Source organism: Stenotrophomonas sp. GSD10, assembly GCF_056172695.1.
Genome location: NZ_JAOCMC010000002.1, coordinates 1934535 through 1948300, shown reverse-complemented (window position 1 = coordinate 1948300; position 13766 = coordinate 1934535). Strand labels below are relative to the sequence as shown.

15 protein-coding genes and 1 pseudogene are annotated in these 13766 nt (G+C 61.3%); 8 read left to right on the top strand and 8 right to left on the bottom strand.

What is annotated here, in order from left to right; translation table 11 throughout:
• Positions 1-13: 13 nt before the first annotated feature.
• Entirely contained in the window at positions 14-895 is an 882-nt protein-coding gene (locus N4G47_RS09260) for a LysR family transcriptional regulator (RefSeq protein WP_475286642.1), read from the bottom strand.
• 122 nt (positions 896-1017) lie between these two features.
• On the opposite strand from N4G47_RS09260, the gene N4G47_RS09255 reads away from it, so the two are divergent.
• The 5 genes from N4G47_RS09255 to N4G47_RS09235 all read left to right on the top strand — a co-directional run bounded on the left by N4G47_RS09255 (position 1018) and on the right by N4G47_RS09235 (position 5284).
• Positions 1018-1935 carry an alpha/beta hydrolase gene (locus N4G47_RS09255; protein ID WP_475286640.1) on the top strand — a complete coding sequence of 306 codons (918 nt, stop codon included), beginning with the start codon at positions 1018-1020 and terminating at the stop codon, positions 1933-1935.
• A gap of 26 nt (positions 1936-1961) precedes the next feature.
• Positions 1962-2897, top strand: a complete 936-nt coding sequence (locus N4G47_RS09250) for an alpha/beta hydrolase (protein WP_475286638.1) — start codon at positions 1962-1964, stop codon at positions 2895-2897.
• 41 nt (positions 2898-2938) lie between these two features.
• Positions 2939-3712 carry an SDR family NAD(P)-dependent oxidoreductase gene (locus N4G47_RS09245; RefSeq protein WP_309340754.1) on the top strand — a complete coding sequence of 258 codons (774 nt, stop codon included), beginning with the start codon at positions 2939-2941 and terminating at the stop codon, positions 3710-3712.
• An 18-nt stretch (positions 3713-3730) separates the two neighbouring features.
• Positions 3731-4369, top strand: a complete 639-nt coding sequence (locus N4G47_RS09240) for an SDR family oxidoreductase (protein WP_475286635.1) — start codon at positions 3731-3733, stop codon at positions 4367-4369.
• A gap of 183 nt (positions 4370-4552) precedes the next feature.
• Complete coding sequence (locus N4G47_RS09235) at positions 4553-5284, top strand: hypothetical protein (RefSeq protein WP_309340750.1); 732 nt, start codon at positions 4553-4555, stop codon at positions 5282-5284.
• A 16-nt stretch (positions 5285-5300) separates the two neighbouring features.
• On the opposite strand, the gene N4G47_RS09230 is transcribed toward N4G47_RS09235, so the two are convergent.
• The 3 genes and pseudogenes from N4G47_RS09230 to N4G47_RS09220 form a co-directional block, all read right to left on the bottom strand.
• Positions 5301-5771, bottom strand: a complete 471-nt coding sequence (locus N4G47_RS09230; protein WP_475286633.1) for a hypothetical protein — start codon at positions 5769-5771, stop codon at positions 5301-5303.
• 2 nt (positions 5772-5773) lie between these two features.
• Positions 5774-6129, bottom strand: a pseudogene (locus N4G47_RS09225) (hypothetical protein).
• 434 nt (positions 6130-6563) lie between these two features.
• On the bottom strand, positions 6564-7319 hold the full coding sequence (locus N4G47_RS09220; RefSeq protein ID WP_475286631.1) for a tetratricopeptide repeat protein: 756 nt from the start codon (positions 7317-7319) through the stop codon (positions 6564-6566).
• 235 nt (positions 7320-7554) lie between these two features.
• On the opposite strand from N4G47_RS09220, the gene N4G47_RS09215 reads away from it, so the two are divergent.
• Positions 7555-7824: a hypothetical protein gene (locus N4G47_RS09215; RefSeq protein WP_475286629.1), complete on the top strand. Its 270-nt coding sequence runs from the start codon at positions 7555-7557 to the stop codon at positions 7822-7824.
• Positions 7825-7834: 10 nt separating this feature from the next.
• On the opposite strand, the gene N4G47_RS09210 is transcribed toward N4G47_RS09215, so the two are convergent.
• Entirely contained in the window at positions 7835-8527 is a 693-nt protein-coding gene (locus N4G47_RS09210; protein WP_475286627.1) for a hypothetical protein, read from the bottom strand.
• A gap of 41 nt (positions 8528-8568) precedes the next feature.
• Between N4G47_RS09210 and N4G47_RS09205 the strand changes: the two genes are divergently transcribed.
• Entirely contained in the window at positions 8569-8691 is a 123-nt protein-coding gene (locus N4G47_RS09205; protein WP_475286625.1) for a hypothetical protein, read from the top strand.
• Positions 8692-9239: 548 nt separating this feature from the next.
• Positions 9240-9449: a hypothetical protein gene (locus N4G47_RS09200; protein WP_475286623.1), complete on the top strand. Its 210-nt coding sequence runs from the start codon at positions 9240-9242 to the stop codon at positions 9447-9449.
• Positions 9450-10842: 1393 nt separating this feature from the next.
• Here N4G47_RS09200 and N4G47_RS09195 read toward each other — a convergent pair.
• The 3 genes from N4G47_RS09195 to N4G47_RS09185 form a co-directional block, all read right to left on the bottom strand.
• The gene (locus N4G47_RS09195; RefSeq protein WP_475286621.1) at positions 10843-11793 is read right to left on the bottom strand and encodes a P-loop NTPase family protein; all 951 of its coding nucleotides are present in this window, start codon (positions 11791-11793) and stop codon (positions 10843-10845) included.
• Between the two features lie 141 nt (positions 11794-11934).
• Complete coding sequence (locus N4G47_RS09190; RefSeq protein ID WP_475286619.1) at positions 11935-12573, bottom strand: hypothetical protein; 639 nt, start codon at positions 12571-12573, stop codon at positions 11935-11937.
• A complete protein-coding gene (locus N4G47_RS09185; RefSeq protein ID WP_475286617.1) occupies positions 12564-13766 on the bottom strand; it encodes a hypothetical protein in 1203 nt (400 codons plus the stop codon). The genes N4G47_RS09190 and N4G47_RS09185 overlap by 10 nt, the downstream gene beginning before the upstream one ends.

Here is a 13766-nt window from a genome sequence, read left to right as displayed (position 1 = left end):
ACCAGGAAGTCCATCAGTGCCCGGATCTTTGCCGGCATCTGCGCGCGGGATGGCACGTACAGGAAGAAGCCCGGGAAAGGCCGGCACCACGGCGCCAGGACACGCACAAGCGCGCCGCTGTCGAGGTGCTCGCGAACGCACAGATCAATGTGGCGAACCAGTCCCACCCCTGGAGTGCCGCCCGCAGCATGCTGTCATCGTCGTTGAATACCGCATTGCCCTGCGGCTCGAACACCAGCTTTCGCCCCTCGCTGCCTGGTGCCGCGAACGTCCAGTGGTCGATGGCGCCGCTGGAGGTGAAGCGGTAGGCCAGGCAGTTGTGCCGGATCAGATCGGCCGGGCTCTGCGGCAGACCGTGCCGCTCGAAGTAGGCCGGCGAGCCGACAATCGCCATCTCCAGGGGCGGCGTGATGGGAACGGCCACCATGTGCTCATCCAGGCTCTCGCCAAGCCGGATGCCCGCATCGAGGCCGTTGGCCACCAGATTGGAAAAGCCGTCATCCATGACCAGTTCCAGCCGCAGCTTGGGGTAACGCGCCAGGAACTCGCCCATGTGCGGTTCCAGCAGCAGCCGTGAGGCGATCCGCGAAGAATTCATCCGGATCACCCCCGAGGGCTCGGCGTGCACTTCGCCCAGTTCTTCCACCGCCCGTTCGATGGCGGTCAATGCCGGCTGCAGCACGTACAGCAACTGCTGCCCCTCTTCGGTCAGCGACATGTTGCGGGTGGTTCGGTGCAGCAGCCTGACGTCCAGCCGCTCTTCCAGCGCTTTGAGGTGCTGGGAGAGGGCGGCGCGGGTGATCTCCATCTCGGTGGCCGCCTTGGTGAAGCTGCGGTGCCGGGCGATGTGGGCGAACCAGGTCAGCGAGCTGACCAGAGAGGGTTCGATGGGCATTGTTTAGCTCCACTTACGGCTCATGTCTTCGGAAGACTATTTATCCGGCCCAATCCGGTCAATAGCATGGGCTTCGTCGGTACAAGCACCGGCCACCCCATTACCCGCAGCGGAGCAGGCACATGCGCAACGTCACGTTCAAGAATCTCAACGGCCAGGGCGTCACCACGGCGGCCACCCTGTACTTCCCCGAAAGCTTTGACGAATCCCGCACGTACCCCGCCGTGGTGGTGTCCCACCCGGGCGGCGGCGTAAAGGAACAGACCGCCGGCCTGTATGCAAAGAAGCTGGCCGACGCCGGTCTGATCACGATCGCGTTTGATCGTTCCTACCAGGGTGCCAGTACCGGCGAGCCACGTCAGCTGGAAAACCCGTACATCAGCACCGAAGACGTGAGTGCGGTCATCGACTACCTGACCACGCAGCCGTATGTCGACCCGGACCGGATCGGTGCCATGGGCATCTGTGCCGGTGCAGGCTACAGCGCCAACGCCGCCATCAACGACCGCCGCATCAAGGCGCTGGGCATGGTCAGTGCGGTCAACATCGGCCAGATGTTCCGCAACGGCTGGGAGAACACGGTCAAGGATGCCGATGCCCTGGGCTACCTGGACTTCAGCTCCAATGCACGCACCACCGACATCGCCTCTGGCCAGTTCGCCACCATCCCGCTGGCACCGCTGCGCGAAGAAGACGCGCCCAATGCCGAGCTGCGCGAAGCCTGGGAGTACTACCACACCCCGCGCGCCGAGCACCCCAACGCCCCGGGCTTCGCGCTCACCCGCAACCTCAACCAGATCATCACCTACGACGCCTACAACAAGGCCGAAGCGTTCCTGACCCAGCCGATCATGGCGGTGGCCGGCAGCGTGGCCGGCAGCAAGTGGATGAGCGATGACCTGCTGGCGCGGGCCGCAAGTAAGGACAAGGCGCTGCACGTTGTGGAAGGGGCCAACCACATGTCGCTGTACGACGTGCCGAACTACGTGGATGAAGCCGTCTCGGTGCTGGCCCCGTTCTTCCAGAGCCGCCTGAAGTAAGTCCGGCGCACGATCAGGAGAACGCCATGAACAGCATTTCGATCAAGACCGTCAGCTATCAGAACCTGGGCTGGCAGACTGCGGCCGATCTCTATCTGCCGGCCGGCTTCGATGAAGCCAGGAAATACCCGGCCATCGTCAGCACCCATCCCATCGGCAGCTGCAAGGAACAGACGGCGGGCAATGTGTACGCCAAGGGCCTGGCCGAGCAGGGTTTCGTGGTGCTGGTGCACGACGCCAGCTTCCAGGGTGCCAGCGGCGGCGAGCCGCGCTTCATTGAAGATCCGGCGATCCGCGTTTCGGATATCCGTTTCGCCGTGGATTACCTGCAGTCGCTGCCGTATGTCGATGCCGGCCGCATCGGTGCCATCGGCGTCTGCGGCGGCGGGGCCTACACCATCCACGCCGGCATCACCGACCACCGCCTCCAGGCGCTGGTGTCCATCACCGGCGTGAACTACGGCCGGTTGATCCGCGAGGGCTTTGCACAGTTCAAGCCGCGCCAGCTGGCGGCCGACATCGCCGGCATGCGCACGGCCCAGGCGCAGGGCGCTGCGCGTGATGTTGCCAACCTGTTGCCGGATTCGGTGGAAGCGGGCAGGGCTGCGGGCATCACGGATATCGATGTACTGGAGGCCACCGAGTACTACAAGACCGCACGCGGCCAACAGCCCAACGGCGCCACCCGCCAACTGATGTCCTTCAGCGGCGCGGCGATGGGCTGGGATGCCTTCCTCAATGCCGAGGTGCTGCTGACCCAGCCGCTGATGGTGGTGATCGGTGACAAGCCCGGCGGCTTCGGCGCCTATCGCGATGGCTGGGAGATCTACGGCCGCGCTGCGTCCGAGCACAAGCAGATCGTGGTGGCCGAAGGCTGGTCGCACTACGACCTGTACGACAAGCCGGAGCCGGTCGCGATCGCGATGGCCCAGGTGGTTCCGTTCTTCAAGGCCCATCTCTGACCGGCCGGCAGGTCGTCAATCCGCAAGCAAAGGACGTGAACATGAATGCTCTTCTGTCTGGAAAAACCGCCGTCATCACCGGCGCCAGCAAGGGTATCGGCCTGGCCACGGCCACGCTGTTTGTCGAGCACGGCGCCAACGTCGTCCTCACCGCCCTCAATCAGGCCGAACTGGATGCGGTCGTGGAAGACATCCAGGCCAAAGGCGGCCACGCGCTGGGCATCGTCGCGAACTCGGCCGATCCTGCAGCACCTGGGCGTGTGTTCGGCAAAGCAATCGAAGCGTTCGGGCAGGTCGACATCCTGGTGAACAACGCCGGGTATGGCGACATGATGTCCATCGAGGAGTACACCGACGAGCACTTCGACGAAGTGGTGCAGGTGAACTACGCCGGTGTATTCCGCTTCTGCCGCGAGGCGGTCGGGCACTTCATGCCGCGAGGGACCGGAACCATCGTCAATGTCACCTCGGTGAACGGATCACTGCCGCTGGGCGGCCTGGCGTACGTCTCCACCAAGGCCGCCGTGAACGCGATGACCACCAACATCGCGGTCCGCTTCGCAGGCACCGGCATCCGCTGCAACGCGGTGGCGCCGGGCAACACCGATACGCCGATGGCCCGCGACTGGGCAGCCGGCAAGCTCACTGGGGGATCGACCATGGTTCCCTACATCACCAGGCACACCGACCAGACCCTGCCGTTCACCCAGCCCGAGGACCAGGCCAACGCCATCCTCTATCTGGCCAGCGACATGGCACGCGCCGTCACCGGGCGGGTACTGGTGGTGGACAACGGCGCCTATATCGGCGCCTGACCATAAAGGAGTTGCATCATGAAGAACGTACTGATCCTGGGCGCAACCGGCCAGATTGCCCGGTGGGTGATCACGTCGCTCGCCACAGAGAAGGATGTGCAGCAGACCCTGCTGCTGCGTGACCCGAAGAAACTGACGGGCAAGGAGCCGGCCAACGCGAAGGTGGTCATCGGCAATGTGCTGGACAAGAAGCTGCTGAACGATGCCGTGGCCGGGCAGGACATCGTCTATGCCAACCTTACCGGCGAAGACCTGGACAAGCAGGCGCAGGCGGTGATCGCGGCGATGAAGGCCACAGGTGTCGAGCGCCTGATCTTCGTTCTCTCGCTGGGCATCCATGACGAGGTTCCGGGCAAGTTCGGTGAATGGAACAACGCCATCATCGGCGAAGATCTCAAACCGTTCCGGCGTGCGGCCGATGCCATCGAGGCGTCCGGGCTGGACTACACGATCCTGCGCCCGGCCTGGCTGACCGACGAGGACGAAGTGGACTACGAGACCACTGAAAAGGGCCAGCCGTTCAAGGGAACCGTGGTTTCCCGCAGGAGCGTGGCCGACCTGATCAACCAGATCATCGCCAATCCGGCTCGCCACGCCGGCGCAAACCTGGGAGTGAACAAGCCAGGCAGCGACGGCGACAAACCGTACTTCATGTAAGTAGAGTCGAGCTTGCTCGACTACGACCAACCCTCACATCGCGCCTCACCCGGCCTGTCACCAACGATCGCCAACAGCAGAAGGTGATCCCCAGGCAGGCAGCTGCCCCTGCATGAAGCAACTGTCGCGGCAGTCGGCTAGGATGGTGCCGCCGGCATCCGCGCCGGCGGGGCAGGGGACGCAATGGACATGCAGGCAAGGACCGGAGTCGATTCGCCGGACCAGACGAAGCAGCAGGAACTGACCTTCCACTGGCTCTACCAGCGGGTGCAGGGGTTGGCTGCGCACAGCATCTACCCCAAGGCCAGCCGGCTGGAGAGGTGGTCGTTGCGCGTGGGCGCCCTGGCGGCCGCCATCGGCATTCTCGGCAGTCAGCTGCCTGATCGATGGCTGCCGCTTACAGCCGCGCTGCTTCTGGTCAGGGTGTGCCTGGCGGTGGAGATCGGAGGCTTTGTCATCGGCGGGTTTCTCGCAGCCCGCCGTGGAATCCGCCAGTTCGTGCAGCCACGGCTGTCGCATGCGCAGGAAATGGATGGCGAATTTGCCCAATGGCAAGCGGTGATCGCCGAGCTTCGCGGATTTCCCAGGGTCGAGCGTGAGCGGCGCCTCAAGTACGTCACCCACCTGCGCACAAGCATGATCGAGCGCATGGGGCTGATCTACGGCGGCCTGCAACGCCTCGGTCCATTTCCGCTGCTGATCGCCCTCTACCTGCAGTTCCGGGAGTGGAAATGGGGCGACTGGAGCAGCGCCTTTGACGTCGGCCAGCTGGGCGCATTCCTCATCTACGCGCTCGTACTGCTCTACCTCACAGGATGGCTATTGACCGGGCTGCGCACGCGCCTGGACACCTACGTCGCCCTGCTGGAAGGCTCCACCCACGAACCCGAGCCCACGCCGCCCACCGCCCCGTAGAGTCGAGCTTGCTCGACTACGACCAACCCTCACAACGCGCATCCCCAGCCACATCACCCGCCATCGCCAACAACACGCGATCCATCAAGACCGGCTCCGGCACCCCAACCAGCACCTGTTCCATGTAGTCCAAGGGCTCCAGCCGCCGCTCCAGAAGCGACCGCAACAGCAGAACATCGGGCGCTCGCTGCCCCGCATCCAGCGATACCCGCATCGTCAGATGCTGAGGCCGCCGCTCCAGCCACAGCACCGGAACGCCTTTGCAGTGAATCTGCAACGACGCACCCCGCTGCGTCTCGACGAACCGGAAGCCCTGCCTTTGCCGGGCCTCCACGAACGCCATCGCCTGCTGGCGCAGCTGCGAAAAGCGATCATCCGCGATGCCCTGGAACGCCAGCCGCTCGGGCACGGACGGCGACAGCCAAAGGACGGGCGGTGCCACCGCCACTGCGAGGCACAGCGCCGTGGCCGCCCAACGCCAGCCCACCCTCAGGTCTCCGGCCGCACCCGCGTACTGGCGTGCGCGGTAAGCCCCAGTCCGGCCATGATCAGGCCCTCCATCACCCGGGGGCCAACGTACTGCGCCAGCTCGCCGTTCTCGCGGGCGCGTTGTGCGGCCAGCAGAATCTCCATCACCACGCGCAGGCCCGCCAGCGAACAGTCGGTATCGGCCAGGGCGATGCGTCGGCCGGGCAGTTGATGGCGTTCTGGCCAGGGCTGGCCATCGGAGGCGGCGCCTGCGCCGATGCTGTGCAGCAGGGCGATGAGGGTGTTGGGGTCCAGCGCCTGGCTTTCTACCGGCGTGTCGTGGACGGGTTGCGGGGCAGGGAGTGATGCTGGGTCATGGCTGGGCTCCTTGCGTGCAGGCAGAAGCCGCCACCGATAAAGGTGGCGGACGATGCGTGGTTCGAACCCGGTCTACGCTAAGCCGGCGGGCACAAGGCCCCCACGCACCGCCCGCCATAGTCGGCCGACGGTTGCCAGCCGGCATCACCCAGGGAGTGATGCCGACTGGCAAGCGCTTACTTCAGCGTAGAACCGGGGATTCGAAGCCCCGACCACCCGTTTCCGGTGGCACGCCAAGGAATACGCCCGGTTGTGCGCGATGCCAATCCAGTAAGGCCGATGCCGTCACCACATTCAACGTTTTCAGAATCGTTGTAGATCGCGCAGTGCGTGTGGAGCCTTGCGCTGCAATGCGATCGGCGATGCCGGTGGTATGGGTGTGCTGCCTGTCGTCATCCACCCGGCGGGCATGTGGGCGAGGCGAATGCGACAGTCAGCGCGCCTTCAATGCGGCTTTGGTCCGCTCCAACCAGGCCGCATTGTGGCTACGGGCATAGCGCGACCAGTGCTGGGCATCGTCGATGATGCTGGCAAACAGGCTGCGGGCCTGATCGCGGTCGTCGGGCTGTGGCTGCGCCATCAGCCATTCGGCGTACAGGCAGCGGGCGGCCGCATCGTTTCCGCATTCCACCGCGCGCTCGAACGCGGCGCGCGTGTCGGGCGACTGGGCCGAGGCCAGTGCCCGCGCGTATAGCAGCGTCTGTTCCGGCTTGCGCTGCACATCCGGGCAGCGGGCAAACAGGCCATCCAGTGTCTCGGCCGCAGGCGCGGCGTCTCCGCACTCCAGGCGCGCACGGGCCAGCCCGGTCAGGATGTAGGGATCGTCGCCGAGCGGCGAGGTGGCGGCCTGCTCGAGCAACGTTCTGGCTTCCTCCGTTTGGCCGGCCTCCAGCAGCGTCATGCCCAGGCGAACCCGGTTCTGCAGTGTGGGCGTTCGCGACAGCTCGGCGCGAGCGTTACGCAGGTCCTGGCCCGGGTCCATCAGCTGTTTGGCCGAACGGATGGCCTGACGCGCGCCGCGCGAGTTGCGCGCTTCCGGGAAGTAGATCGCCAGGAAGTAGACCACGCTGCCCAGCAGCGGGAAGGAGAAAAGCAGGATCAGCCAGTAGAGGCTCTGGCCTGAGCGGATGGCGTGCACCGCGAAATAGATAGCTGCCAGTACGTGGAGCCCGAGTCCGATATAGGGCATGTGTGCCGCCTCGTCCGTGTGGGGGCTGGAACTATAGAGGGGTGGGGTGGGGCGCCAATGGGGTGGGGTGACTGGGCGTGACGCGTCACGTTAATTGGGTTGGGCTCTGCGAGGTGGGGCGCTGCGTGTCACTATGTCGTGCGCGCTTCACGATCAAGGGGAGAGATGCGGTGGTGATCGTCAACCACCAAGGGAAGGTGATCACCTCCTGGGCAACAAGCGCAGCGGAGATTCGATGACTGCACGTTCTGCGAAAGGCGAACAACAGATGTTGTCCTTGGCCGAAAGGGTTCTTGCCGCTCGACATGCTGCGCCTCTGCTTGCAGAGCGATTGGCAGGTGGCCAGGTTACGTCGAATGACCGCAAAGCGATCATCGAAGTGATTGCGGCCGAACTGTGCGAGAAGGGCTTCGACGCTGAGTCGGAGCCCACTGCGTACGGACGAGAGCTTGAGTGGCTGATCGATTACTTGAACAGGCCGAACCTATCGGAGGCCAAGAAGTGAAAAGCAAGTGCTAGATCCGCAACGAATTTATCTCTGCCTCCAACTCCTTGAGGCGCGACTTCACTCGTCCGGCAAGCGCATTTGCCTCGTCCGCGCATGTGCGGAGGCTGCCTGAAATCGCGGCATAGTCGACGCAGAACTGGAATGGACCGACATCCTTGTCACGCTCTTTCATGATCTTGATGCTGGCATCAATCGCAAGAAGGTGCCTTTCGATACGACTAAGGGCAGCCTGCGATTCAAGACTGAGAAGAACCACTTCCTCTGCGGGCCATTCAATGGTCTTGAGCAGAATAGAAACTACGTACAAGGACGTATTTATCCTGGGATCTTGCAGTGGTCCAGAGGCCTCCTTCGGCAGGGAATGTCGCGCCGCCTTCCCCATGCTCCGGACCTTTATCAGCTTGAGATAGATCATGTTGAATCGGCGGATCTTGGCCTCGATGAAACTCCGCTCGGAAAGACGGTGCTCCCTGACGCGCTGAAGATGAGCAACTCGCGCGTACTTCCACGCACCGTAACCGATAACCCATGTACCTGCTGCGGCAGCCCAATCTGCGGCATTGCCCGCCTCGAAGCACTTCAGGGGGATCTGGCTCCCGAGCAATGCAACGCCGGCGATCACCACGCCAAGCAAGAAGCCGGAGAAGAAAAGAAGGGTTATCGAAGACTGGTTCAGCCCAAGCTTGATCTCGATCTTCACGCCACCCCCTGTGGCACCTGTGTAGTGCGTGGGATTCTGCCATGACGGAGCCTGTGCTGGCCCTTGTGCTGCTGGCGGCCATTGCCACCGCCTCCATCAGTGCTGCTCGCATCGCGTCGTGGCTGCTGGATCGGCATGATCGTGCCGCCACGCTTCTGACGTGATGCATCACGTTTATCGAGTACCATCTCCTGCAGAAAAAGGGGGAATATGGATATTCGACTTGGGGCGATGTGCGTACTGTTGGCCGTTGCCACCTCAGCTTCAGCGCAGCAGATTCATTCGGCCAGAGGCCCGGCACCAAAGCCAATCCCAGCGGCCCCCAAGGCCGCACACAATTCAATGGCAAAGACCACAACGCCATTCAACTGTGAGCAGTACCGTTGGCCAAATCACCCTCACCCGGGCATGAAGCTGTACTGCGACGGTCTTGAGGCGCGCACTCTCCAGGACGAAGCGCGCCGCGCAGGCCGCCCCGGTCCATCCGATAGCGTCGTGTCGCTGCCGTCACTCGGGAGCGATGCGGCTAAGCGCTCAGGATTCGCCTGCATTGGCGGCCAAGCGTTCCGGAAACTCCGAAATGGTTGGGAACAGGTTTCCGCGCCTGCCGGTGGGTGGCAGCGTTGCCGCGAGCAATGAATTCGGGTTGTACATGGCCCAGGGCTCAGATAGACCACATTTGTTCGTCGCCGAGTAGCCTGCGGCGTGCATCTTGTTGATTTACAGGGAGCAGCCCGTCAATTTGAAGGGCATATCTGCGTCGGACATTGAAGACAATTTTGACTCAGGACTGTTCATTGCAGAACATTTTGATGCACCAAAGATCATCGTAGAAATCACTGATGCTCCGACGATCATCGCAGAAGAAAGTGACTTGCGGCTGACCATTGCAGAACTTTTCAGCGCGCCGGTGCGTCTTTAGAGCCACCAGATGGACTCAGCACTCCCGACGCGATCTGGTGACACACATGTTATGCCAGCACGCGTGGCAAGTCTCCGGGGCCTTGTTCAGGCCGGGCGGTACTAGGCCACTCACTTTGAGGTTGCTTCCGGTATCCAGAGAAGCTTTACGTCACTGAAGCGCAGCCTGCTTCGTGTCAGCGCAATAGGTCGCAGCGGCGGGGCGGCCTTTTGCATGCGGAGTATTCAACCTCGCTTAGGACCTGAAATGCGGCCCGCGCATAGGCCCTGAATAGGATGCGACTAAACGCGCGGTGGTAAGCGGCCAATCGTGAACCCTCGCCGGTGCGCCTGGAAATTGCTTCGGCTATCTCCCGCAATGTCGCTTGAGCGGATCGTGACAGCACCCTCCCGTCGAAGAAGAGCCTTCCGTGGACAGCATACGCAACCAGGAGGATGACGTTGACTCTTGAGAATCGGCGCGGCGAATCATCAGTGGTCGACATGCCTAGCAAACGCCTTTCACGTTCAGAGAAGTCCCCCGGCGGGAACTTTGAGGCTATGGAGAATGTGATCCTCTCAAGGGCATTCCGCATTTCCTGAGGGAGTTCTAGAAAAACTCCGCTGCATCCGCAATGGCTGGTGCCAAACCCGCTAGAGCTTCTGATGACAAGGACTGCCCTGGCGTGCATGGGTGCTTTACCACCGACGAGCGGACGAGTAGGCCTGAACTTCCCTCAGCTCCTCCATGCCAGGCAGCTCCTCGCGGGACGAACAACCCAGAGGTCGCTTCGGTCACGCGGGAGTCTCCCTCGCAGCCAAAGAGGTCCCGACGCGAGCGACTTGCATCAGCCCACGCAAGGTATCGCCGCACATGGAATTCTCGCGCCCCATCTTTCCCCTCTGGATCGGACAGGAGTAGAGACGGTCGAACATGGTCGCGCCCGCAAGAGCAGATGAAAGGCGCAGCGTCAGATTGAAAAGATTTCCAGAGGGGCGCTCCGCAAGACGCGCACTGAGCGACCGTACGAACCCGGTGCCAGGGACACCGATTGACCCAGGGTAGCTGGAACAGCATCGAATGATAACTGCTCTTGAGACACTCCGGGCAGACCGTTAGATAGGGCCTCCATTGAGCAGCCGCACCATTGAGCGCTTGCCACTTCCGTGGGTCCCACAATGCTGCCAACGCATTGGCCGCCGGCACCCTGTGTATGATCGCGGTCTGTGCACTGTGTGAATGACAGAGGTGTCTGCACCAATCATCCGAGTACCTTGGCCTAACCCCTAGCAAGCCCAAACTGTCATGGCAGTCTAAGCAGTTGAGCCTGAGAGTCTGAGCTACAAATCCTAATGGTGAGATGCCCAGCAGTCGGTCGGGGGAATGGTGAAGAATCGCATCGAACGAACCTCCGTCAGACATCGCCATACTCCACCTCGCCCTCAGGGCCAGCCAGGTTTCCCCGATCAGGGGTGAAGTTCAGCTCCGCACAGGCACTGTCGTACTCAACGAGGTCCGAGTACCCGATGGCCATCTTGAGATCCCTGTCTGTCATCTCAGTAAAGCCAGGCCTGGTGATGATCCGTCTTGCAATGTAGTGAGCCATAACGCTCACTGCTTGCAGCGGCCACTCATCGTATTCCTTCCGACCGGCAGCGGCTCTCTGCTGTACTCCGCAATCCCACAATCTTTGGCTGCATTTGGCAATCCTGAACGCGCCATCGTAGAGGTGCGGTGCCAGACTCCTAGGCAATGTTACGCCGGCCCCAGGAGCCATCTCAGCGTCGTCTTCAAAACGCTCAAGAAAGACCTCGAGGTCTTTTGCCGAGCGAATACCATGGAATTGATGAAACTGCGTGAAAAAGCGCCCCCTGATCTGAGGCGGGGCATGGAGCTTGTTGATTGCCTCTTGCTTGTCGGAAGTATGGTTATCCTGGAACAGAAATATTACAAAGATCGATTTCCCGCGCTTCTCCAGTTCGTTGTCAAGTGTTGCGAAATGCTGCAGCGCTGCTGTTTCAATCAAATTGGCATCATCGATGACCAAGAGCAGTCGATCCACGTTGGCGTTGTTCAATATCATCTCGATGGTATTGATGACACGATCAACTCTGTTCTGGGCCGACTGTCTCGCGATAGGCCGCTGCCCCAACTGGGCTATCGTCCAATCCATAAATGCAGACTCGGTGATGCCAATTGCGCGAACAATTGCAGACACGGCAACGCAACTGAAGGGGCACCAGTCGAGGTTTTTGCAGATGTACTGGGAGAGAAAAGTCTTGCCATAGCGAGTTTGTGAATGCAACCCAATGCCGCGGTATCCCTTCTCAATCGCAAGGACGATCTTGGTTAGGGCCTCTTCCATCGCGACGGTTTCAATAATGGGCTCCCCCTTTCAGAAAAAACTGTTTTGAACGTTCCCAGGCCCGGATCGAGATTCACTTCGTGATTGGCATTCATTGCTTATGCCCCCTCCTGCCGAGCTTCACCCTTCCCGAAAGGGGAATTACCAGTTCCGCGATGATGGCTGCTTGAGGCGTGCCTTGAAGTGGACGATTAGCGATCGTTTTCGGGGTCCCTCAGGAGTCTCGGCCGCGTCGAGGCTGTTCTTGTGCTGCATCTGAATGGAAGCCGCTTCTTTGCTGTCACGGAAGCGCGTCCGCAAGTGTTCCTTATAGGCTAGAACTGCATCCTCGACGCCCGATAGGTCAATATCACCTCGAGCGGCCCGCCTGTGGATTAGCCTGCGCAAGGCAAGGCTGTGCGGCGTCCTTGCCCATGGACGCAGTGCCCGAAGCACAACGAACAGCTCTCCTTCCTCGGTGTAGAGGTACATTGTTCGGCCATCAGTGATGTCCACTTCAGCAGAGTAGACAGCACCCACTAAGTCCCATCGATTTTTCAGTGCGACTGACCGATATCGCGTGTGTGCGAACTGAACATAGGGCTGCCGGCGGCGGCCCTTGTCACCCTTGATCCGGGCTCGAGTGCTCATGATCGACATGGCAACTGCCCGCTCCTCATTGTTTCGGGTCGCGAAAAGCCAGCCTCCGGATGCTGCGTAGTTCCGGAGGACCTCGTAAGGATCGCGTCCTTGGTGAGACCCATGGCCTTCGACGTTCGAAGCGGCAGCAATCACATCCATGAGATCTTCCAGTGCGTCTCGCTGCAGAGGATAGTGATCTGGATCGCTGCCACTGGTGAGGCTCTTCTCTGCTTCCTCGCCCCGGGGGCGAAACGCACCAGGCAGTAGGCGGATCGCAGTCTCTTCCTTGCGCTTGTTCCATGCCTCAAGAAGGCCACGCGTTTCCGGAACTCCACTTGCGCCGAAGTGGATGACCCCCGTAATTCCGAGATCATGCGCTGGCGATTGACACCAAGCCGGTGAGCCATAGCATTGTCTAGGCTTGTGATAGCTCCACTTGATACAAAGCCGAGCGCAGGTGCGGTGCCGATTCCGCTACCCGGGACGTACCTCATGCGGGGACACACCAGATCCTTGGGCTCCCACTTCCGAAGTGTGTTCGCGCAAACTGTGTTGAAGTCAGTGCCGTTGTAGTTCTTTGCGAATGCCAGTGTCCAACTGCAGCACATGCGAAGTAGCGCAAAGCACCCAGCGATAAGCCAAACGCAGTCGATCTTCTGCATGAACGGATTGCCATCGGCATCGTGGCCCTCTACGGAGAAGGAGACGTCTAGTTTGTGACCATCGTATTGGACCCAATCGCCGTACTGGAGAGCAAAGACCGTCTGCAACTGGCCGGCGCTGACAGCGTCTTCCACTTCAAAGTCTTCGTCGACGAAAGGTGTGCCGCGGCGAGAATCCTTGATGAACTCCACGATGCTACGTCGGGCGCAAGTTGTGTCGTTTGCGGGGTAACGATCACCTGGAACCAACTTGCGAACGAGGCGCTTAATCTTCTTGAAGAAGTTCTCGAAAGTTCTGCTGGGAATGTTCCGCTTTGGCAGCTGCCCTGAGTAGGCTGTCAGTCGCTCTTCAAGCTCGGGGAGCAGTTTCAGCACCTTCTTGAAGGCTCCGGGGCCTGCCAACTTGGGAAAGTCTGCGGGTGAGGCGGCGATGTTGTTTCGGATTTTGTGCGGCAAGCACGCACGCCAACCCCAAGGCCTACCGTCGGGGGCCATCTGCAACGCGTTTCTGATTGTGGATCCTAACGTGCCGGGATTGACCCCATGACGCCTAGCTGCGCATGCGATAGGAACGCCTGCGGCTACGGCCTGAAGGGCTTCACATCGGGCCTTGTAGCTTCGATAGGCTTTCGGCGTCAGCTGTGATGGAGCAATCAGATCCCATGATGAGATCTGCTTCAGAGTGAGCAT

Bases quoted from the DNA above. Each gene is read 5' to 3' on its own strand.
- N4G47_RS09185 (WP_475286617.1), bottom strand. From the start codon at position 13,766: ATGCTCACTCTGAAGCAGATCTCATCATGGGATCTGATTGCTCCATCA.
- N4G47_RS09220 (WP_475286631.1), bottom strand. From the start codon at position 7,319: ATGCCCTATATCGGACTCGGGCTCCACGTACTGGCAGCTATCTATTTC.
- N4G47_RS09240 (WP_475286635.1), top strand. From the start codon at position 3,731: ATGAAGAACGTACTGATCCTGGGCGCAACCGGCCAGATTGCCCGGTGG.
- N4G47_RS09250 (WP_475286638.1), top strand. From the start codon at position 1,962: ATGAACAGCATTTCGATCAAGACCGTCAGCTATCAGAACCTGGGCTGG.
- N4G47_RS09260 (WP_475286642.1), bottom strand. From the start codon at position 895: ATGCCCATCGAACCCTCTCTGGTCAGCTCGCTGACCTGGTTCGCCCAC.
- N4G47_RS09195 (WP_475286621.1), bottom strand. From the start codon at position 11,793: ATGGAAGAGGCCCTAACCAAGATCGTCCTTGCGATTGAGAAGGGATAC.
- N4G47_RS09190 (WP_475286619.1), bottom strand. From the start codon at position 12,573: ATGGATGTGATTGCTGCCGCTTCGAACGTCGAAGGCCATGGGTCTCAC.
- N4G47_RS09255 (WP_475286640.1), top strand. From the start codon at position 1,018: ATGCGCAACGTCACGTTCAAGAATCTCAACGGCCAGGGCGTCACCACG.
- N4G47_RS09205 (WP_475286625.1), top strand. From the start codon at position 8,569: ATGACGGAGCCTGTGCTGGCCCTTGTGCTGCTGGCGGCCATTGCCACC.
- N4G47_RS09245 (WP_309340754.1), top strand. From the start codon at position 2,939: ATGAATGCTCTTCTGTCTGGAAAAACCGCCGTCATCACCGGCGCCAGC.
- N4G47_RS09235 (WP_309340750.1), top strand. From the start codon at position 4,553: ATGGACATGCAGGCAAGGACCGGAGTCGATTCGCCGGACCAGACGAAG.
- N4G47_RS09215 (WP_475286629.1), top strand. From the start codon at position 7,555: ATGACTGCACGTTCTGCGAAAGGCGAACAACAGATGTTGTCCTTGGCC.